A 19357-nucleotide genomic window follows, 5' to 3' on the forward strand; every position below is an offset into this window, starting at 1 on the left:
GGCGAGATTTTGCGTCGAATGTTCAATCGTTATGACGGTTTACCCTGCGGGTTAACCATCCTCCGTGCGTGATCGGGCTGTTCGATGGAGGATGGAATCCGCACCGCGGCTTCCGTCATGGCGGCCTTCCGACAGGCGCAGCTTTTGCGTCGAATGTTTAATCGTTATGACGGTTTACCCCGCGGGTTAACCATCCTCCGTGCGTGATCGAACTGTTGGTGGAGGATGGAATCCGCATCGCGGCTTCCGTCATGGCGGCCTCCCGACAGGCGCGGCTTTTGCGTTGAATGTTCAATTGTTATGACGGTTTACCCTGCGGGTTAACCATCCTCCGCCAGCCTGTTCCCGTCGATGGCGACGGGATCGTTGTTTGACCTGCCTGAACTTTTCTTCAGGCAAAAAAAACCCCGAGACTCGTATGGGGAGGGAGAGGCCCGGGGTTTAAGGTCTGAACCGCTAGGGCGGGGTCCAGATGTCTGCCAACACTTAACACAACAAAGGAGCAATGAAGGGCTTTATAGGCCGTTCACAATCTCTGACTGTGCGTGTTCAGACAAAGTTCAGGGTTTTTTCAAAACGTTTTGCGATTAAATAAATAACCTTAATAATTCAATGGCTTATGTTGCACAAGCGGTCGAATAAAATCTTCCGACCGCTCTATCTAGGGCGTATCAGTGCGCCTCGTCCCAGTTGTTGCCCACGCCAACCTCGACCAATAAAGGCACATCCAGCTCAGCGGCAGCCGCCATTTTCTGCTTGATCTGCTCGGTGACCTGTTCGACTAGGTCTTCGCATACCTCAAGCACCAATTCATCGTGAACCTGCAGGATAACCCGCGCATCAAGCCCGGACTCGACGAGCCAGTTATCCACAGCAATCATTGCCCGCTTGATGATATCTGCCGCCGTGCCCTGCATCGGCGCATTGATCGCGGTGCGCTCGGCGCCTTTGCGCAGAGCGCCGTTCTTGGCGTTGATTTCCGGCAGGTACAGGCGACGGCCAAACAGGGTTTCGACATAACCTTGCTCACCCGCCTGCTCACGCGTGCGCTCCATGTAGGCCAACACACCCGGATAACGCGCGAAATAACGGTCGATATAGGCTTGCGACTGTTTACGGTCCACGCCGATCTGTTTCGCCAGGCCAAACGCACTCATGCCGTAAATCAGGCCGAAGTTGATCGCCTTGGCGCTGCGGCGCTGATCCGTGCTGACCTGATCAAGCTCAACCCCGAATACCTCGGCCGCCGTTGCGCGGTGCACGTCGAGGTCGTGGCGGAAGGCGTCGAGCAGGCCCGCGTCCTGCGCGAGATGGGCCATGATTCGCAGCTCGATTTGCGAATAGTCGGCCGCCAATAGCTTGTAGCCCTTGGGCGCGACGAAAGCCTGACGAATACGCCGGCCTTCGGCACTGCGAATCGGAATGTTCTGCAGGTTCGGGTCAGATGACGACAAGCGCCCGGTCGCCGCCACAGCCTGATGGTAGCTGGTGTGGATGCGCCCTGTACGCGGGTTGATCTGCTCCGGCAAACGGTCGGTGTAGGTGCTTTTCAGCTTGCTCAGGCTGCGGTATTGCATCAGCACTTTCGGCAGTTCGTAATCCTGCTCAGCCAGCTCGGCAAGTACCGCTTCGGCCGTGGAAGCCTGGCCCTTGGCGGTCTTGCTGATAATGGGATAACCCAGCTTTTCGTACAGAATCACCCCCAATTGCTTGGGTGAGGCCAGATTGAACTCCTCGCCGGCAATCGCGAATGCCTCACGCTCAAGCGCCACCAGCTTCTCGCCCAACTCCTGACTCTGTTCGCCGAGCAGCTTGGCATCGACATAGGCGCCCTGACGCTCGATACGCGCGAGCACCGGCACCAGCGGAATTTCGATTTCCTGCAACACCTTGGCCACGCTCGGCACAGCCTCAAGCTTTTGCCACAGCGTGTTGTGCAGGCGCAAGGTTACGTCGGCATCTTCCGCGGCATACGGGCCGGCTTGTTCGAGGGAGATCTGATCAAATGTCAGCTGTTTAGCGCCTTTGCCGGCGATGTCTTCGAAACGGATATTGCTGTGGCCGAGGTATTTCAGCGCCAGGCTGTCCATGTCGTGACGGGTCGCGGTGGAGTCGAGCACATAGGATTCAAGCATGGTGTCGAATGCCACGCCTTGCACGCTGATCGGCGTTGAGGCGTTGGCCAGAATGTTGATGTCATATTTGGCGTTCTGGCCGACCTTGGCTTTTTTCGGGTCTTCAAGAATCGGCTTGAGGGCCTTGAGCACTGCGTCGCGGTCGAGTTGAGTCGGCACGCCCATGTACGAGTGCGCCACCGGAATGTAAGCCGCTTCACCGGCTTTAACCGCAAACGACAGGCCCACCAGCTGCGCCTGCTGAGCATCGACGCTGGTGGTTTCGGTATCGAACGCGAACAGGTCGGCTTTATTAAGCTTTTCCAGCCAACGGTCGAAGTCGGCCTGCTCAAGAATAATCTGATAGTCGCCCGCAGGCGCGGCATCAGCGGCTACATCGGCGTCTGCAGCAACGGCCTCAGCCGGCGCAGACTGCTCATAAGCAACACCTGTCAGCGGTGCAGTGGCGGGCGCATCGGAGAACAGGTCCACGACCGAGTCTGCAGGTGCTGCCTTGGCTGCCGGTGCTTTGTTCTTGCGCTGCACGGCATCCAGCCAGCTCTTGAACTCCAGCGTGGCGTAAAGCTCGGCCAGTGCCGGCAAGTCTTCTTCACCGGGATGCAGATCGTCTATTTCGACACTCAGCTCAACATCGAGCTTGATCGTCGCCAGCTTGTAAGACAAATACGCCATGTCGCGGTGTTCTTCGAGCTTGGCGGGCAGGGTCTTGGCGCCGCGAATTGGCAAACTCGGAACCTTGTCGAGATTGGCGTAGATCACATCGAGGCCGCCGCCAACACCCACCAACAAACCCAGTGCGGTTTTTTCACCGACGCCGGGCACACCCGGAATGTTGTCGACCTTGTCGCCCATCAGCGCCAGGTAATCGATGATCAATTCCGGGCCGACGCCAAACTTCTCGATAACCCCGGCAATGTCATACACGCTGCCGGTCATGGTGTTGACCAGCGTTACGTGCTCGCACACCAGCTGCGCCATGTCCTTGTCGCCGGTAGAGATCACCACATCACGGCCTTCGGCAGCGGCTTTGCGGGCGAGGGTACCGATAACGTCATCGGCCTCGACGCCTTCAACGCACAACAGCGGAAAGCCCAGCGCCTTGACGCTGGCATGCAACGGCTCGACCTGCACGCGCAGATCATCCGGCATGGACGGGCGATTGGCTTTGTATTCGGCGAACATCTCATCACGGAAGGTGCCGCCCTTGGCGTCGAAAATCACCGCAAAGGGGCTGTCCGGGTATTGCTTGCGCAAACTTTTGAGCATGTTCAACACGCCCTTGACCGCGCCCGTAGGCACACCTTTCGAGGTGGTCATCGGGGGCAGGGCATGGAAGGCGCGGTACAGGTACGAGGAACCGTCGACCAGTACGAGAGGGGTTTGGCTCATGAGCAGATTCAACCTTTGCGACGGAGGCAGATTCACCAGCAGGGCGCGGCAGACAACTGAAGCGGACAATCACCCGCTAAATTGCTACAGGTCATGAATTTGCCCTCATGTACCTGCGCATTAAGCGCGTCTGGCCCTCAGTAGTTTGCCAATAGCCTGTTAGAATAGCCTTATCGTTGACGACAAAAGAGCAAGGTTACCATGCGCACAATAAATCGCCTTTTGCTTGCTGGTTTACTCGCCACTGCCGCACTCACAGCTCACGCCGAAGAACCGGTGTCGGGCGAGCCGGATGTCACCATTCGCCAGGAAGGTGACCGTACCGTTTCCGAATATCGGGTAAACGGTTTTCTCTATGCGATCAAAATCACCCCGAAGAACGGCCCACCCTATTTCCTCGTGCGTTCTGACGGCAGCGACGGCAATTTCGTCCGTTCAGATGACCCGGACATGCTGATCCCGGCATGGAAAATTTTCGAATGGTAAGGCACGCCTGACATGTCGGTTTTTACCCCTGTGCAACGCCCCGAGCTTGAGACGTTCCTTGAACCTTATCGGCTGGGGCAGCTGCGCGACTTCCAGGGCATTGCCGCTGGCAGTGAGAACAGCAACTTCTTTATCAGCATGGAGCAGGGCGAGTTTGTCCTGACCCTGATCGAGCGCGGCCCAAGTGATGACTTGCCGTTCTTTATCGAGCTGCTCGATGTGCTGCATAACGCAGGCCTGCCGGTGCCGTATGCATTGCGCACCGAAAGTGGCGATGCCTTGCGGCGCCTCTGCGAAAAGCCTGCGCTGCTGCAGCCGCGCTTGAGCGGCAAGCATGTGCGCGACGCCAATGCGCATCACTGTCAGGAAGTGGGTGCGCTGCTCGCACGCATTCACCTGGCAACCCGTGACGCGATTATTGAGCGCAAGAGTGACCGCGGTCTCGACTGGATGCTGCTCGAAGGGCCGGGGCTGGCGTTGAACCTGCCCGACAGCCAACAGCCGATGGTACAGGCCGCACTGGCTGAGATCGCCGAGCTGAAACCGAGCATTCTTGATCTGCCGCGCGCCAACTTGCACGCCGATCTGTTCCGCGACAATGTGCTGTTCGACGGCAATCACCTGACCGGCGTTATCGACTTCTACAACGCCTGCTCGGGGCCGATGCTGTATGACTTGGCGATCACCCTGAACGACTGGTGCTCCGACGCCGACGGCCAACTCAATGCGCCGCGTGCCCGCGCATTGCTGGCGGCTTATGCAGCGCAGCGCTCGTTCACCCCCCGCGAAGCCGAGTTGTGGCCAGCGATGCTGCGCGTTGCCTGCCTGCGTTTCTGGCTGTCACGCTTCATTGCCGCCGAGTCGCATGCCGGACAGGAAGTGCTGATTCACGACCCAGCTGAGTTCTTGCACCGTCTGGAGCAACGCCAGCAAGTGCACTTGCCGCTGCCGATGGCGCTTTAAACAGCACGCCTGAAGCTGCTCGATCAGTGCTGCGCAAGCCGTGGCAGCACTGATCGGGCGCTGCACTCATAAGCCGCCAAGGCAACCGCTGAGATTCTTGCCCAGATTGGCGAGCAAGGTCGTATAGCCCTGCGCATTAACTGCCAAACCGTTACCCATCGGGTCCAGTTCCATCACCTTGACCGGCAAACCTTCAGTCAGGGTGTCGGCAAGGCGAGGGCGCAACGGCGGCTCGGTGAAAACGCAGGTCGGTCCCGCCTGCTCAAGTTGCTTGCGCATGGCGGCGACGTGTCGTGCGCCCGGCTGAACTTCGCTCAACGCGCTGAACACGCCGGCATGCTTAATCCCGTATGCAGCCTCGAAATAGTCGTAGCCTTCATGGAACACGAAGTAGGGCGCGTGCTTGATCGGCTCGATCTGGCCGCGCAGGGTCACATCCAACGCTTCGACCGAAGCCTTGAAGGCCTGCAGATTGGCGGCATATTTATCGCCATTGGCCGGGTCCAGCGCCGTCAGATCAGCCGCCATGCGCGCAGCAATCACCTCAGCGTTGGCCGGTAATAACCACAGATGAGCATCCAGACTGCCGGGACGATGATCATGGTCGTGATGCTCGTGTTCGTGTTCGTGTTCGTGTTCGTGTTCGTGCTCATCCTCATGCGCGTGAGCATGTTCGTCTTCGTGCGCATGCGCCGCCTCTTCACCTTCGCCAAAATAGCGCAACTGCATACCCGGCAAGTCTTTCACCGCAACGCTGGGTAATTTGCGATCTGCCAGTACGCGCGGCAGGAAGGTTTCAAGCTCAGGGCCGACCCAATAAAACAGATCGGCATTGCCGACCCGGCGAATATCCGAGGGCCGCAACGCGTACTGATGCGGCGTAGCGCCGGGCGGCAGCAAAACGTCAGGCGTGCCGACGCCGTCCTGCACCGCGGCAGCAATTAACTGGAGAGGTTTGATACTGGTCAGCAACTGCACATCGGCGCGTGCCTGCGCACTGCCCAGTAGAGTCGCCAGAGATAACGCGCCAGCGGCAATAATACGCAGCACAGGAAACACCCAAATTGAAGAGAAGATGTAATATCATAACGTCTCTTTTGCAAAACGTCGCCGCTCATGACTCAGACACCGCTCGCCTCAAGGCCTCACGACCACTCGCACTGCGTCAGCCACGCGCTGGCAGAAGCAGAAAGCATTTGTGCGCGTCAGGGCTTGCGCCTGACCACGCTGCGCAAGCGCGTGCTTGAACTGGTCTGGCAGAGCCACAAGCCGTTGGGCGCTTACGACATTCTCGCGGTGCTGAGCGAAGAAGACGGCCGCCGCGCCGCGCCGCCGACAGTTTACCGGGCGCTGGATTTTCTTCTTGAAAACGGCCTCGTGCACCGCATTGCCTCGCTCAACGCCTTTGTCGGCTGCAACCAGCCGGAGCTTGCGCATCAGGGCCAGTTCCTGATCTGCCGGACGTGCCACGCCGCCATCGAACTTGAGCAGGCCGCCATCAGCGACGCGATTATCCAGTGCGCCCAGACCGTCGGCTTCACCGTCGAGAGCCAGACCGTCGAAGTGGTTGGCCTGTGTGCTGGCTGCCAGGAGTCGGCATGAGCGAGGCACTGATTCGCCTGGACGGCATTACCGTCAACTTTGCCGACCAACCGGTGCTGCAAAATGTTCAGCTGAGCGTTAAGCGCGGCGAAATCGTCACGCTTATCGGCCCCAACGGCGCCGGTAAAACCACCTTGGTGCGCGCGGTATTGGGCTTGCTCAAGGCCGACAGTGGCGAGGTGTGGCGCAAGCCCAAATTGCGCGTGGGCTACATGCCACAAAAGCTGCACGTAGACGCCACACTGCCGCTCAACGTGCTGCGGTTCCTGCGCTTGGTGCCAGGAGTCGATCGCGCCAGTGCGCTGGCCGCACTCAGTGAAGTGGGCGCCGAACACGTGCTGGAGAGCCCGCTGCAGACAGTTTCGGGCGGCGAGTTGCAGCGCGTGCTGCTGGCCCGCGCCCTGCTGCGCAAACCCGAATTACTGGTGCTCGACGAGCCGGTACAAGGCGTTGATGTTGCCGGTCAGGCCGAGCTTTACCGGCTGATTACCAAACTGCGCGACCGCCACAATTGCGGCGTGCTCATGGTGTCCCACGATCTGCATCTGGTCATGAGTACCACCGATCAGGTGGTCTGCCTCAATCGCCACGTCTGCTGCTCCGGCCACCCGGCGCAGGTCAGCGGTGATCCGGCGTTCGTCGAACTGTTTGGTCAGGATGCCCGCAGCCTGGCGATTTATCACCACCATCACGACCACGCCCATGATCTGCATGGCGCAGTAGTCACCAACTCACCTCATGTACACGGGCCGGATTGCAAGCATGGCTGATTTTCTTGTTAACGCCTTGCTCGCAGGTCTCGCGCTTGCAGTAGTTGCCGGCCCACTGGGCTCGTTCGTGGTGTGGCGGCGCATGGCCTATTTCGGCGACACGCTCTCACACGCCGCGTTGCTCGGCGTGGCGCTGGGCCTGATGCTGGACGTGAGCCCGACCTTCGCCGTTACCGTTGGCTGCCTGTTGCTGGCCGCCTTGCTGGTCACCCTGCAAAGCCGGCAGCCGCTGGCCTCCGACACGTTGCTGGGAATTCTCGCGCACAGCACCTTGTCGCTGGGTCTGGTGGTGCTGAGCTTCATGCGCGATGTGCGCATAGACTTGATGGCCTACCTGTTTGGCGACCTGCTCGCCGTCGGCCCCACCGACCTCGCCTGGATACTCGGCGGCAGTGCGATTGTGCTGATCCTGCTGGCAATCTTGTGGCGGCCATTGCTGGCCATCACCGTGCACGAGGAACTGGCCAAGGTTGAAGGCCTGCCCGTCGCGGCTATTCGCCTGAGCCTGATGCTGCTGATTGCCGTGGTGATTGCCGTGGCAATGAAAATTGTCGGCGTATTGCTGATCACCTCGCTGCTGATCATCCCGGCTGCCGCGGCCCAGCGTCACGCCAGAACGCCCGAGCAAATGGCCTTTGGCGCCAGCCTGCTGGGGATTGTCGCGGTGTGCGGCGGGCTCAGCCTGTCGTGGTTCAAAGACACACCGGCCGGGCCATCCATTGTGGTGTGCGCCGCCGGGTTGTTCTTGCTCAGCTTCGCGTTGCCCCGGCGCAATGGCCGTTAAACCAACACGGCTAAAGGCCACACGCCGGGGCAATCTGCTGCAGGCAGCGTGATCTGAGGTCTATGCTGATCATCGCAGGCAGTAATCTGCGCCAGTCAGCCATATTTTTAATGCAATCCAGCTATAACCATAGGTCTACAAAGATTTTTGCGACCTAACCAGCGCCGGTTAAACTAAGCGACTTTTGTGCCTATCCGGCAGCTCGACAAACCCAAAAGGTTTTAAGCGTGATCAATTTTCAACAGGTTCATAAGGCCTATCGCGTCAATGGCGAAGAGATTCCGGCGTTACAGCCAACGGATCTGCACATTGATCGCGGCCAGGTGTTCGGCATCATCGGCCATTCCGGCGCGGGGAAAAGTACCCTCATGCGCCTGATTAACCGCCTTGAAGAGCCGTCTGGCGGACGTATCGATATCGACGGTGAAGATGTCACCGCACTCGACGCCAACGGTTTGCGGCGTTTCCGCCAGCAAGTCGGCATGATCTTCCAGCACTTCAACCTGCTGTCGTCGAAAACCGTCGCCAATAACGTCGCCATGCCCCTGCAACTGGCCGGCGAAATGTCGGGCAGCCAGATTGCCCAGCGCGTCAGCGAACTGTTGGATCGCGTTGGCCTTACCGAACACGCCGATAAGTATCCGGCGCAGCTCTCCGGCGGCCAGAAGCAGCGTGTCGGCATCGCCCGTGCGCTAGCTACCCGCCCGAAAATCCTGCTCTGCGACGAAGCGACCAGCGCCCTTGATCCGCAGACCACAGCGTCGGTCTTGCAGTTGCTGGCCGAGATCAACCGCGAACTGAACCTGACTATCGTGCTGATTACCCACGAGATGGATGTTATCCGCCGTGTGTGTGACCGCGTGGCGGTGATGGACGCCGGCTTTGTGGTCGAGCAGGGCGCGGTTGCCGATGTGTTCCTGCACCCGCAGCACCCGACCACCAAGCGCTTTGTGCAGGAGTCGGAGCAGATTGACGAGAACGAGCAGCGCGATGATTTTGCCCATGTTCAGGGCTGCATTCTGCGCCTGACATTCCAGGGCGAGGCCACGTATGCGCCGCTGCTGGGCACCGTTGCCCGCGAAACCGGCGTGGACTACAGCATTCTCGCGGGGCGCATTGATCGCATCAAAGACACCCCGTACGGCCAACTGACACTGGCCCTTACCGGCGGTGATCTGGCGGCCGCGCTGGAACGCTTCAAAGCGGCAGATGTTCACCTGGAGGTACTGCGCTAATGACCAGTCTGTTCCCTAACGTCGACTGGCTGGAAATCTGGCAGGCCACCCTCGACACGCTGAGCATGCTCGGCGGTTCGCTGCTGTTTACCATCGTGCTCGGCTTGCCACTGGGCGTGCTGCTGTTCCTCACCAGCCCACGGCAGATGTTCGAACAGAAAGCCTTTTACGGCTTCCTTTCGCTGCTGGTTAACGTGTTGCGCTCGGTGCCATTCGTGATCCTGCTGATCTTGATGATCCCGCTCACCGTGATGGTCACCGGCACCTCGCTGGGCGTTGCCGGCGCGATTCCACCGCTGGTAGTGGGCGCCACGCCATTTTTCGCACGCTTGGTTGAAACTGCGCTGCGTGAAGTTGATCGCGGCATCATCGAAGCCACGCAGGCGATGGGCGCAACCACGCGCCAGATTGTAATCAATGCCTTGCTGCCGGAAGCGCTGCCAGGGATTTTTGCCGCCATCACCGTTACCGCCATCACCCTGGTTTCGTACACCGCAATGTCCGGCCTGATTGGCGGCGGCGGTTTGGGCGACCTGGCTGTGCGCTACGGTTATCAGCGCTATCAGCCGGACGTAATGATCGTCACCGTGGTGCTGCTGCTGATTCTGGTGCAGGTGCTGCAAACCGTCGGCGACAAGCTGGTGATCCACTTCTCGCGTAAATGAAATTCTAACAAGCGGCCAACAGCCGCAGTGGTGGCGCTGATCCAGGCTAAACAGCTGGCCAGCGCCACCCGCCAACCCATCCCACAAGGAGTTGAACATGAAAAAACTGCTGACCGCTTTTGCTGCCGCTGCGGCCTTCACCGCTGTTGCCGCACAAGCCGAAACCCTGACCGTTGCAGCCACCGCTGTGCCGCACGCCGAAATCCTCGAATTCGTTAAGCCGACACTGGCCAAAGAAGGCGTCGACCTGCAAGTGAAGGTTTTCACCGACTACGTACAACCGAACATTCAGGTTGCCGAGAAGCGCATCGACGCCAACTTCTTCCAGCACCAGCCGTACCTCGACGAGTTCAACAAGAGCCGTGGCGCTGATCTGGTCAGCGTTGTTGGCGTTCACGTAGAACCCTTCGGCGCTTACTCCAGCACCATCAAAGACCTCGCTGACCTGCCGCAAGGCGCCAACGTGGTGATTCCGAACGATGCAACCAACGGTGGCCGCGCGCTGCTGCTGCTGCAAAAAGCCGGCGTGATCAAGCTCAAGGACAGCAGCAACATCACTGCGACCCCGAAAGACATCGTCGAGAACCCGAAGAAGATCAAAGTGCGTGAACTGGAAGCCGCCACTCTGGCGCGCGTTCTGACTCAAGTTGATCTGGCCCTGATCAACACCAACTACGCACTCGAAGCCAAGCTAAACCCGACCAAGGACGCACTGGTAATCGAAGGCAGCGAGTCGCCATACGTCAACGTGCTGGTTGCCCGCCCGGACAACAAAGACAGCGCCGCCATGCAGAAGCTGGCCAAAGCGTTGACCAGCCCTGAAACCAAGGCTTTCATCCTTGAGAAGTATCAGGGCGCAGTGGTTCCGGCGTTCTGATTATTCAGCGCTAATTGCTTTACCCGACAAGCCCGCTTCATGCGGGCTTTGTTTTGCCCGTTAAGCAACCAAGCAAGCACTCCACAGCAGGCTGACGCTGGGCGCGACGCATGACGGCGACCAGTTCGCGCTGAAAACCCAAAGCGCCCAACTCGATAACCCGCAGTTGCGTGGGGCGTTGCAGCCAGAGCCCGGCATAGGGAATAAGCGAAACGCCAAGCCCGCATTCAACCATACGCACAATAGCTTCCAGCTCATCCAGCTCCAGCGCCTCCTGTACTTCAATTCGCTGCTCGCGCAAGAAATCGCTCACCAGCCGGCCACCAAACGAGTGCCGGTCGTAACGCACAAAAGGCTCGCGGGCGAGTAACTGCAATGGATCATCGCCCGCGACATCCTGCGGAGCGATCAACACAAAGCGCTCATGCGCCAGGCTGATGACCTCAAGCTCCTTGGGCAGCGCGAAGGGTGGTTTGATCATCAGTGCCAGATCCAGCTCACCGGCGTCTATCTGGCTCAGCAACTGCAAAGAAACGCCGGGCACCAGTTGCAGCTCAACCTTGGGCGCCAACGCCTTGAAGCGCGGCAGCGCCTCGGGCAGCCAACTGGTTTGCACGGTCGCGATAGCTCCGATCTTCAGTTCACCCTGCCATTCGGCCAGCGAGCCGGGGAGGGCCATTTGCGCCGCCAGCGCAAGCATTTGCTCAGCCAATGGCAGTGCATGCCGACCCGCAGCATTGAGCTGCGCGGTACGCCCGCTGCGATCAAACAAGCGCACACCGAGGGTTTGCTCCAGCGTGCGCATTTGCGCACTGACAGCCGACTGAGTAAGCCCGACATGGCGCCCGGCGGCCGCAAATGTGCCATGACGGACGACCATCACAAAGGTTTTCAGCTCGCGCAGCATGGCACTCTCATTGATCAATTTTATTTGTGCTTGGCAGCAAGAATATTCGCTTTTAATCAATTTTATAGCTAATAGAATCAGTTAACCGCTGATCATCCGAGGATTCAAACAATGGCACTCGCGCCTTTCCATTTGGCTATTCCCGTCCACGACCTCGCCGCCGCACGGCACTTTTACGGCCAGGTATTTGGTTGCGACGAAGGCCGCAGCAGTGATCATTGGGTCGACTTTGATTTCTTCGGCCACCAATTGGTAATTCACCAGGCGCCACAAATGCCTCATCAAGCCGAAGCCCACAGCAACGCTGTAGACGGCCACGATGTGCCGGTGCCGCACTTCGGCGTGGTGCTGGCGTGGGACGATTGGGAAGCGTTGGCTGAGCGCCTGCAGTCATTGAAGACCCGATTCGTGATCGAACCGTATGTACGATTCAAAGGACAGGTGGGCGAGCAGGCCACAATGTTCTTGTTTGACCCATGCGGGAACGCCCTCGAATTCAAGGCATTCAAAGACATCTCGCAGATGTTTGCCAAATAAGGAAGGTTTAGGTTTAACCGGACGATTTACGCCCCGCAACACAACCCACGCCGGGCCATCAAACGTCCGACCATAAATCGCAACGCGGCAGCCGATGTACGACATGAATTTTGTGGCGACACGGTCGCAAGCCGTACACATAATGGAGGATGGATAGCCACCGAAGGTGGCAATCCGTCGAGCGATTCACGCCCCGCAATACAACCCGCGCCGGGCCATCAATCATCCGACCACAAACCGCAACGCGGCAGCCCATGGCCGCCATGACGGAGGATGGATAGCCACCAAAGGTGGCAATCCGTCGGACGATTTACGCCACGCAACATTACCCGCGCCGGGCCGTCAATCATCCAACCACAGACCGCAACGCGGCGGCCGATGGCCGCCATGACGGATTAACCTGCGGTTTATCCATCCTCCGTACGACACAAGTTTTGGGGCGATGCGGCCGTAGGCCGGGCTAGCTGGCTTAACTGTCGCTCAGGCGAAAGCCGACTTTTAGGGTCACCTGAAAATGCGCAACCTTGCCGCCTTCAATGTGCCCGCGGGTGTTCACCACCTCAAACCAATCGAGATGGCGAATTGATTTCGCGCACTCGGCAATCGCATTGTTAATAGCGTCATCGGTGCCAACCTTCGATGTTCCAACCACTTCCACGACTTTATAGGTGTGATGATCTGACATGAGTTTCTCCCTGACTGTTGTTTAAAAACGCAACTCGTTGCTGTCTTCATAACAGTCGACAGGGTCAGCCGACCTAAAGTTCTATCAGGACGGCTGCAACTCATTGCGCAACCACTGCGCCAACAACTGCGCACGCTTGTCGAGCAATCGCGAAGGCACCCACAGCGCCAGCCGCGCCGGGGTTTCGACAAAACCCCAAGGCGCCACCAAACGCCCCGCAGCCAAATCATCGGCCACCAGTTGTTGTGGTGCGATAGCCACACCCAACCCGGCCGCCGCCGCTTCCAGCAAGTAATACAGATGCTCAAAGCCCTGACTCAATTGCAGATCGGCAGGATTCAGCGCATTACTTTGCGCCCAACTCGGCCATGCCTGCGGCCGCGAAATGGTATGCAGCAACGGCTCACCCAGCAGGCTTGCCGCTGGCGCACCATGCAATTGCGGGTAGTGCGAATAACGCGGGCTCATCACCGGACCGATGCATTCGGTCGCCAGTTCGAACACCTGCATATCGGCTGGCCACGGCGGCTCGGCGAACCATAAGGTGGCATCGACGCCACTGCGCCGTGGATCAAGCTCGCCTTCGCTGGCCGACAATTGCAGGCGCAGCTCCGGCAACTCGCGATTCAGCCGATCCAGGCGCGGGATAAACCAGCGGGCCAGCAAACTGCCGGGACAAGCCAACACGAAAGGGGCGTTGGCCTGACCTTGTTGCAGCTCCGCACAGACGCTGCGCAAACGAGCAAAAACCTCACTGCTGGTATCGCGCAAACGCACGCCTGCATCTGTGAGTTTAAGGCCGCGCCCATCCTTGACGAACAAGGCCAGCCCCAAATGCTCTTCAAGTGCACGAACCTGCCGGCTCACTGCACCGTGAGTGACATGCAGCTCGTCAGCGGCCAAGCTCAGATTGCCCAGCCGGGCGGCAGCTTCAAACGCGCGGAGGGCATTAAGGGGGGGAAGCTCGCGACTCATATGTGAGTTTTCCTAACAGGTCGAGTCAATCTTATCGCTTTTGTCCGATCCGCCACAGCATTATCCTGTGCTCATTGTCCCAAATCGCCCCGGTGCGCCTTGGCAGACCCACAGTTCCAGCTTCAGGAGAACACCATGACTTCATTTCGCAGCGGCCCAGACGCCACAGGCCTGTTCGGCTCGTTTGGCGGCCAGTATGTCGCCGAAACCCTGATGCCATTGATCCACGATCTGGCAGACGAATACGAGAAGGCTAAGCAGGACCCCGAGTTCGCCAAAGAACTGGCCTACTTCCAGCGCGATTATGTGGGTCGCCCGAGCCCGCTGTACTTCGCCGAGCGCCTGACCGAACACTGCGGCGGGGCGAAGATTTACCTCAAGCGCGAAGAACTCAACCACACCGGCGCACACAAGATTAACAACTGCATCGGCCAGATCTTGCTGGCCCGGCGCATGGGTAAAAAACGCATCATCGCCGAGACTGGCGCGGGCATGCACGGCGTTGCAACCGCCACCGTTGCCGCGCGTTTTGGCCTGGATTGCGTGATTTACATGGGCACCACTGACATCGACCGTCAGCAGGCCAACGTATTCCGTATGAAGCTGCTGGGCGCTACCGTGATTCCGGTAACCGCCGGCACCGGCACCCTCAAAGATGCCATGAACGAGGCGCTGCGTGACTGGGTAACTAACGTCGACAGCACCTTCTACCTGATCGGCACCGTGGCTGGCCCACACCCATATCCAGCTATGGTGCGTGATTTCCAGGCCGTTATCGGCAAGGAAACCCGTGACCAGTTGCAGGATCAGGAAGGCCGTCTGCCCGACAGCCTGGTTGCCTGCATCGGTGGCGGTTCTAACGCCATGGGCTTGTTCCACCCGTTCCTCGACGACAAATCTGTCGAGATTATCGGCGTCGAAGCAGCCGGTTACGGCATTGAAACTGGCAAGCACGCGGCCAGCCTGAACGGCGGTGTTCCCGGCGTATTGCACGGCAATCGCACCTTTTTGCTCCAGGATGACGACGGTCAGATCATCGACGCCCACTCGATTTCCGCCGGCCTCGATTACCCCGGCATCGGCCCTGAGCACGCCTGGTTGCATGATATCGGCCGCGTTCAGTACACCTCGGTGACGGACGACGAAGCGCTGGAAGCCTTCCACAGCTGCTGCCGCCTCGAAGGCATTATCCCGGCATTGGAAAGCGCCCACGCGCTGGCTGAAGTATTCAAGCGTGCGCCAAGCCTGCCCAAGGATCACCTGATGGTGGTCAACCTGTCCGGCCGTGGCGACAAAGACATGCAAACCGTCATGCACCACATGGCAGAGACCGTAAACCAGCAGGAGAAAACTGCATGAGCCGCCTGCAAACCCGCTTTGCCGAGCTGAAACAACAGAACCGCGCTGCACTGGTGACCTTCGTGACCGCAGGCGACCCCGGCTATGACGCCTCGCTGGCGATCCTCAAGGGCCTGCCGAAAGCCGGTGCCGATGTGATCGAACTGGGCATGCCGTTCACCGACCCAATGGCTGATGGCCCGGCGATCCAGCTGGCCAACATCCGCGCGCTGGCCGCCAAGCAGGATCTGCGCAAAACCCTGCAAATGGTCCGCGAGTTCCGCCAAGACGACCAAAGCACGCCGCTAGTGTTGATGGGCTACTTCAACCCGATTCATAAATTCGGTGTGGATAACTTTATCGCCGAAGCCAAGGAAGCCGGTGTTGATGGCCTGATCGTGGTCGATCTGCCGCCAGAGCATAACGTCGACCTGTGTGATCCGGCGCAAGCGGCGGGCATCGACTTCATCCGCCTGACCACTCCGACCACCGACGACAAGCGTCTGCCGAAAGTGCTTAACGGCAGCTCCGGCTTCGTTTACTACGTCTCGGTTGCCGGTGTTACCGGTGCAGGCTCGGCCACGCTGGAACACGTAGAAGCCGCCGTAGCGCGCTTGCGTCGCCACACTGATCTGCCGATCAGCATCGGTTTCGGTATCCGCACGCCAGAGCACGCCGCAACGATTGCACGACTGGCTGACGGTGTTGTGGTGGGTTCGGCACTGATCGACCAGATCGAGAAAGCTGACAACAGCGAAGACGCTGTTAACGGTGTACTGCAACTGTGCAGTGAACTCGCTGAAGGCGTTCGCAGCGCCCGCCGCTAAGCAACAACTGCGCTAAGCAAAAGCCGCTGCCCGATCAGGCAGCGGCTTTTTCATTTCTACTCCACTAGAGCGCCCGGCTGCTGACCAGCCGCAGCACATCGAAGTAACTCGGTGGCGTCGGCACATGGCCGCGCTCAAGCAGCATCTGATGCATCTGCGGCAGACGGAAGTAGGGCACCGACGCCATCAGATGATGCTCGATGTGATAATTCACCCGAATCGGCGCCACAAACGCGCGCGCCACAAAGCCTGCGCGGGTCGTACGGGTGTTGCGCAAGGTGTTGCGGCTGCTGCCCAGACACGCGTGCTCGGCCATCGAGCGGATGCGGATGAACAGCGGGAACGGGGTGATGTACGCCACCACCCAAACGCCATACAGCCAGGCATTGCCTGTGGCTGCCAACGCGGCGAACAAAATGCCATTGGTTATCAACATGCCTGCCGCATTGCGCAAAAAGGCTTGTGGATAACTCCACCATTTGCGCCCGTCCTGCGGCAGCGGCTGAACATCGTTGGCCACCGTCCACTTGATAACTTCGGCGTCCATCAAAACCCGGCCGAGCACAAACTTGAAGCCGGTGATGCCAAAGGTGTCGCGGGCGAGCTTGCGCAGCAGCGAGCGCCGGGTGGTGGGAAAACCGGCGACCAGACTCAGGTCGGGATCATCTTCGGTCGAGGTCTTGGCGTGGTGCACCAGATGATACGGACGATACTTGTGCAGCTCATTCCACACTGGCCGCGCGCATAACCAATCGCTGAGAACATCATTGCCCCACTTGCTCTTGAACAAGGTGCCATGCGCGGCGTCGTGCTGAAGAATCGCCAGGCACAACTGGCGGCCAGCGATCACCGCCAGGCCGACGACCAACGCTGCAACGAACGCCCACAACGGCAGATGACTCTGGGCATAAGCCAGCAGCACAAACGTCAGCCCGAGTACAGCCCAGGTCGAGCCTACCGCCCATGCGCCATAGGCATCCGAGCGGGCAGTGAGTTGCTTGATTTCGTCGCGGCTGAATATCTCGGTTATTTTTATTTTTTCGTTCATCAGGTTTTTCCGGGCGTGTTAATCCATCAGTGCAAGGGGTGTTGAGTGTTTGAAGCAGGCTCGACAGGGACAGGCGACAAGCCATTGGCAAACAGCTCCAGCCAGATGCGCCGGCCCTCGGCGACAAAGTGCTGGGCACATTCGACAAACGCGTGGCGCACCTGCGCGTCGACAAAAGGCTCGGGCAGCAGCGGGTCGAAGAGCACCTGACGAATTGCCGCGCTGCCCAACACAAAGTCCTCGCGTGCACGAACCTCAGGCTCAAGATCAACGGCACTGGCAAGCCACTCATTGAGCTGGTGGGTCAGTTGCTGGTAACGCTGGGTCAGGGCTGCGCCGTCCCAAAGTGTGCGAATGCGCGCCAGTTCCTCGTCAGTGAAACCATTGCCGGTGAACACCAGCGCCTGTGGCTCCAGCCCCAGCGCCAAAAGCCGCTGACGGACCGCAGCAATGTCGTCCTCGATGTTATTCGGGCGGATATACAGGCCTTTCTGCAGCTCGCAAAAGCCGAGCATCTGCAAGGCACGCTCACGCTGGCGCAACGCGGTGCGGTCGGTGCGGCCCAAGGCAGCGGCGTATACCAGCAAGTAATCACCCGCCCACGGCCGCATGCGCTGTTCAGCCTGCTGCCAGGCCGCCAGCTCTGCCGACAACTGCAAAGCATTTGGCCCCAACTTGTAGCTGCCGCGCCCGGCGCCTTTGATCAGCGACTCAGCGGAAAGACGCGCCAGAGCAACCCGCACGCTGTTTTCGCTGATGCCAAACAGGGCACACGCCGCCACGGCCTCACGCGCCAGCAAAGGCTTGTCGCCAGCGGCAACCAGTAGATCGAGAATCATGCTTTTGGCGGTGTTTTTCATAGCGGCTGAGTGCGCCTTATTCTTGGCTTTAATTACATTATTTATCCTTATATTTAAGATTATGTAATATTGCAAGACGCGCCTGAGCGAGACGCCGCCAATTGCAAAACCAGCAGACACAAAAAAGCCGCTGCCTGATTGCTCTGGCAGCGGCTCTTCGGTTCGCGTTAGCGCGCTACTCGACCTGCGCCTGCAACTGACGCTGCGCCTGCTTCTGTTGGCGATAGCTGATCGCAGCCGCTGGTACTGGGGTAATCGCACCTGTTTCCATCCACTTCTTCAGGCGGTTGGCGTCGGCCATGTGGGTGTATTTGCCAAAGGCATCAAGCACCACGAACGCCACCGGACGATTTTTCATCACGGTGCGCATAACCAGACAATGCCCAGCTTCGTTGGTAAAGCCGGTTTTGGTCAGTTGCACGCTCCAGTTGTCTTTGCGCACCAGGCCGTTGGTGTTACGAAAACCCAGGGTGTAATTAGGTTTGCGAAATGCCACGGTCTTGTCGTCGCTGGTGCTCAATTCGCTGAGCATCGGGTACTTTTCAGTGGCCTTGAGCAGCTTGACCAGATCCGTCGCCGTCGAGACGTTATGCGGCGACAAACCCGTAGGCTCAACATAGTGTGTATGGCTCATGCCGAGCGCACGCGCCTTGGCATTCATGGCCGCGATAAAGGCCACCTGACCGCCCGGATAATGGTGCGCCAGACTGGCCGCCGCACGGTTTTCAGACGACATCAGCGCCAGCAACAGCATGGTCCGGCGGCTGACTTCACTGCCCACCCGAACCCGCGAATAAACCCCACGCATTTCCTTGGTATCGGCGATGTTGATGTCGAGCATCTCATCCATCGGCAGCTTGGCATCCAAGGTGACCAGAGCAGTCATCAACTTGGTGACCGAGGCAATCGGCAACACCATATTGGGATTGCTCGAATACAGCACTTCATTGGTTTTCAGGTCGACCAACAGGGCGCTGCCTGCCGCCAATTCCTGTCGCGCCGGCGCCTTGCTGGTGGCGTTGGCGTGCGTTGCAACTACAACACTGCTGCAAACCAGCAGCAAGCTGACTAACGTCTGACGAATTTTCACGTGGAGATTCACTAGGTTAAGTGGGGTGGGTCTGAACCATCGATCCAGAGCGCGCAGTATACGGAATAAGCCCAGCAGCTTTGGAGCCCCCTGCCACAACTGTGTTCCTACCTTTCGTCTGGTGTTACGACTACTCTTAGAATACCTGCGCAACCAAACACACTGTTTAAGCGCCAGTGTGGCT

The 19357-nt window shown here is 59.0% G+C and carries 19 protein-coding genes; 11 read left to right on the forward strand and 8 right to left on the reverse strand.

Translation table 11 applies throughout. The annotated features are described in order from the left end of the window. Window positions 1-671: 671 nt before the first annotated feature. Window positions 672-3524: a DNA polymerase I gene (gene polA, locus FEZ62_RS07540; protein WP_172927310.1), complete on the reverse strand. Its 2853-nt coding sequence runs from the start codon at window positions 3522-3524 to the stop codon at window positions 672-674. Between the two features lie 201 nt (window positions 3525-3725). On the opposite strand from polA, the gene FEZ62_RS07545 reads away from it, so the two are divergent. Next, window positions 3726-4010, forward strand: coding sequence for a DUF2782 domain-containing protein (locus FEZ62_RS07545; RefSeq protein WP_150548000.1), 285 nt, complete (start codon window positions 3726-3728; stop codon window positions 4008-4010). A gap of 12 nt (window positions 4011-4022) precedes the next feature. Continuing rightward, complete coding sequence (locus FEZ62_RS07550) at window positions 4023-4973, forward strand: homoserine kinase (protein WP_069900910.1); 951 nt, start codon at window positions 4023-4025, stop codon at window positions 4971-4973. 66 nt (window positions 4974-5039) lie between these two features. On the opposite strand, the gene znuA is transcribed toward FEZ62_RS07550, so the two are convergent. Then, window positions 5040-6014 (reverse strand): zinc ABC transporter substrate-binding protein ZnuA, encoded by a 975-nt coding sequence (gene znuA / locus FEZ62_RS07555; RefSeq protein WP_345940438.1) that lies wholly within the window; start codon window positions 6012-6014, stop codon window positions 5040-5042. A 75-nt stretch (window positions 6015-6089) separates the two neighbouring features. Here znuA and zur point away from each other — a divergent pair, with 75 nt between their 5' ends. The 6 genes from zur to FEZ62_RS07585 all read left to right on the forward strand — a co-directional run bounded on the left by zur (window position 6090) and on the right by FEZ62_RS07585 (window position 10906). Next, window positions 6090-6575: a zinc uptake transcriptional repressor Zur gene (zur, locus tag FEZ62_RS07560; RefSeq protein ID WP_069900912.1), complete on the forward strand. Its 486-nt coding sequence runs from the start codon at window positions 6090-6092 to the stop codon at window positions 6573-6575. Further along, window positions 6572-7345 carry a zinc ABC transporter ATP-binding protein ZnuC gene (gene znuC, locus FEZ62_RS07565; protein ID WP_090512590.1) on the forward strand — a complete coding sequence of 258 codons (774 nt, stop codon included), beginning with the start codon at window positions 6572-6574 and terminating at the stop codon, window positions 7343-7345. The genes zur and znuC overlap by 4 nt, the downstream gene beginning before the upstream one ends. Beyond that, window positions 7338-8129: a zinc ABC transporter permease subunit ZnuB gene (znuB, locus tag FEZ62_RS07570; RefSeq protein WP_069900916.1), complete on the forward strand. Its 792-nt coding sequence runs from the start codon at window positions 7338-7340 to the stop codon at window positions 8127-8129. Before znuC ends, znuB begins: the two co-directional genes overlap by 8 nt. 227 nt (window positions 8130-8356) lie before the next feature. Next, a complete protein-coding gene (locus tag FEZ62_RS07575; protein ID WP_172927311.1) occupies window positions 8357-9364 on the forward strand; it encodes an ATP-binding cassette domain-containing protein in 1008 nt (335 codons plus the stop codon). Continuing rightward, the gene (locus FEZ62_RS07580; protein WP_069900920.1) at window positions 9364-10029 is read left to right on the forward strand and encodes a methionine ABC transporter permease; all 666 of its coding nucleotides are present in this window, start codon (window positions 9364-9366) and stop codon (window positions 10027-10029) included. Before FEZ62_RS07575 ends, FEZ62_RS07580 begins: the two co-directional genes overlap by 1 nt. 97 nt (window positions 10030-10126) lie before the next feature. Then, the gene (locus tag FEZ62_RS07585; protein ID WP_090512587.1) at window positions 10127-10906 is read left to right on the forward strand and encodes a MetQ/NlpA family ABC transporter substrate-binding protein; all 780 of its coding nucleotides are present in this window, start codon (window positions 10127-10129) and stop codon (window positions 10904-10906) included. A gap of 37 nt (window positions 10907-10943) precedes the next feature. Here FEZ62_RS07585 and FEZ62_RS07590 read toward each other — a convergent pair whose 3' ends face one another. After that, window positions 10944-11813: a LysR family transcriptional regulator gene (locus FEZ62_RS07590; RefSeq protein WP_172927312.1), complete on the reverse strand. Its 870-nt coding sequence runs from the start codon at window positions 11811-11813 to the stop codon at window positions 10944-10946. A gap of 111 nt (window positions 11814-11924) precedes the next feature. Between FEZ62_RS07590 and FEZ62_RS07595 the strand changes: the two genes are divergently transcribed. Beyond that, window positions 11925-12350, forward strand: coding sequence for a VOC family protein (locus tag FEZ62_RS07595; RefSeq protein WP_172927313.1), 426 nt, complete (start codon window positions 11925-11927; stop codon window positions 12348-12350). Window positions 12351-12819: 469 nt separating this feature from the next. Here the strand turns inward: FEZ62_RS07595 and FEZ62_RS07600 are convergent, their stop codons facing one another. Together FEZ62_RS07600 and FEZ62_RS07605 are read right to left on the reverse strand one after the other, a co-directional pair. Beyond that, entirely contained in the window at window positions 12820-13035 is a 216-nt protein-coding gene (locus FEZ62_RS07600; protein WP_090512578.1) for a dodecin, read from the reverse strand. An 84-nt stretch (window positions 13036-13119) separates the two neighbouring features. Further along, window positions 13120-14010 carry a LysR family transcriptional regulator gene (locus FEZ62_RS07605; RefSeq protein WP_172927314.1) on the reverse strand — a complete coding sequence of 297 codons (891 nt, stop codon included), beginning with the start codon at window positions 14008-14010 and terminating at the stop codon, window positions 13120-13122. Between the two features lie 135 nt (window positions 14011-14145). Here FEZ62_RS07605 and trpB point away from each other — a divergent pair, with 135 nt between their 5' ends. Both trpB and trpA read left to right on the forward strand, forming a co-directional pair. Further along, window positions 14146-15369, forward strand: coding sequence for a tryptophan synthase subunit beta (trpB, locus tag FEZ62_RS07610; RefSeq protein WP_069900086.1), 1224 nt, complete (start codon window positions 14146-14148; stop codon window positions 15367-15369). Next, window positions 15366-16175 carry a tryptophan synthase subunit alpha gene (gene trpA / locus FEZ62_RS07615; protein ID WP_150547993.1) on the forward strand — a complete coding sequence of 270 codons (810 nt, stop codon included), beginning with the start codon at window positions 15366-15368 and terminating at the stop codon, window positions 16173-16175. The genes trpB and trpA overlap by 4 nt, the downstream gene beginning before the upstream one ends. 64 nt (window positions 16176-16239) lie before the next feature. Here trpA and FEZ62_RS07620 read toward each other — a convergent pair whose 3' ends face one another. The 3 genes from FEZ62_RS07620 to pbpG all read right to left on the reverse strand — a co-directional run bounded on the left by FEZ62_RS07620 (window position 16240) and on the right by pbpG (window position 19173). Then, window positions 16240-17223, reverse strand: coding sequence for a fatty acid desaturase family protein (locus tag FEZ62_RS07620; protein WP_172927315.1), 984 nt, complete (start codon window positions 17221-17223; stop codon window positions 16240-16242). Between the two features lie 26 nt (window positions 17224-17249). Beyond that, window positions 17250-18083 carry a PaaX family transcriptional regulator C-terminal domain-containing protein gene (locus FEZ62_RS07625; protein WP_172927316.1) on the reverse strand — a complete coding sequence of 278 codons (834 nt, stop codon included), beginning with the start codon at window positions 18081-18083 and terminating at the stop codon, window positions 17250-17252. Window positions 18084-18258: 175 nt separating this feature from the next. Then, on the reverse strand, window positions 18259-19173 hold the full coding sequence (gene pbpG, locus FEZ62_RS07630; protein ID WP_069900082.1) for a D-alanyl-D-alanine endopeptidase: 915 nt from the start codon (window positions 19171-19173) through the stop codon (window positions 18259-18261). Window positions 19174-19357: the final 184 nt, after the last annotated feature.

This window comes from Pseudomonas sp. MS19, from assembly GCF_013277615.1.
GTDB classification, from domain to species: Bacteria; Pseudomonadota; Gammaproteobacteria; order Pseudomonadales; family Pseudomonadaceae; genus Aquipseudomonas; species Aquipseudomonas marincola.

What these genes read in the sequence shown, in the direction of transcription:
- FEZ62_RS07600 (WP_090512578.1), bottom strand. Translation starts at nt 13,035, where the DNA reads ATGTCAGATCATCACACCTATAAAGTCGTGGAAGTGGTTGGAACATCG.
- zur (WP_069900912.1), top strand. Translation starts at nt 6,090, where the DNA reads ATGACTCAGACACCGCTCGCCTCAAGGCCTCACGACCACTCGCACTGC.
- znuC (WP_090512590.1), top strand. Translation starts at nt 6,572, where the DNA reads ATGAGCGAGGCACTGATTCGCCTGGACGGCATTACCGTCAACTTTGCC.
- FEZ62_RS07590 (WP_172927312.1), bottom strand. Translation starts at nt 11,813, where the DNA reads ATGCTGCGCGAGCTGAAAACCTTTGTGATGGTCGTCCGTCATGGCACA.
- znuB (WP_069900916.1), top strand. Translation starts at nt 7,338, where the DNA reads ATGGCTGATTTTCTTGTTAACGCCTTGCTCGCAGGTCTCGCGCTTGCA.
- trpA (WP_150547993.1), top strand. Translation starts at nt 15,366, where the DNA reads ATGAGCCGCCTGCAAACCCGCTTTGCCGAGCTGAAACAACAGAACCGC.
- trpB (WP_069900086.1), top strand. Translation starts at nt 14,146, where the DNA reads ATGACTTCATTTCGCAGCGGCCCAGACGCCACAGGCCTGTTCGGCTCG.
- FEZ62_RS07550 (WP_069900910.1), top strand. Translation starts at nt 4,023, where the DNA reads ATGTCGGTTTTTACCCCTGTGCAACGCCCCGAGCTTGAGACGTTCCTT.
- polA (WP_172927310.1), bottom strand. Translation starts at nt 3,524, where the DNA reads ATGAGCCAAACCCCTCTCGTACTGGTCGACGGTTCCTCGTACCTGTAC.
- FEZ62_RS07620 (WP_172927315.1), bottom strand. Translation starts at nt 17,223, where the DNA reads ATGAACGAAAAAATAAAAATAACCGAGATATTCAGCCGCGACGAAATC.
- FEZ62_RS07595 (WP_172927313.1), top strand. Translation starts at nt 11,925, where the DNA reads ATGGCACTCGCGCCTTTCCATTTGGCTATTCCCGTCCACGACCTCGCC.
- FEZ62_RS07585 (WP_090512587.1), top strand. Translation starts at nt 10,127, where the DNA reads ATGAAAAAACTGCTGACCGCTTTTGCTGCCGCTGCGGCCTTCACCGCT.
- FEZ62_RS07545 (WP_150548000.1), top strand. Translation starts at nt 3,726, where the DNA reads ATGCGCACAATAAATCGCCTTTTGCTTGCTGGTTTACTCGCCACTGCC.
- FEZ62_RS07605 (WP_172927314.1), bottom strand. Translation starts at nt 14,010, where the DNA reads ATGAGTCGCGAGCTTCCCCCCCTTAATGCCCTCCGCGCGTTTGAAGCT.
- FEZ62_RS07625 (WP_172927316.1), bottom strand. Translation starts at nt 18,083, where the DNA reads ATGAAAAACACCGCCAAAAGCATGATTCTCGATCTACTGGTTGCCGCT.
- FEZ62_RS07580 (WP_069900920.1), top strand. Translation starts at nt 9,364, where the DNA reads ATGACCAGTCTGTTCCCTAACGTCGACTGGCTGGAAATCTGGCAGGCC.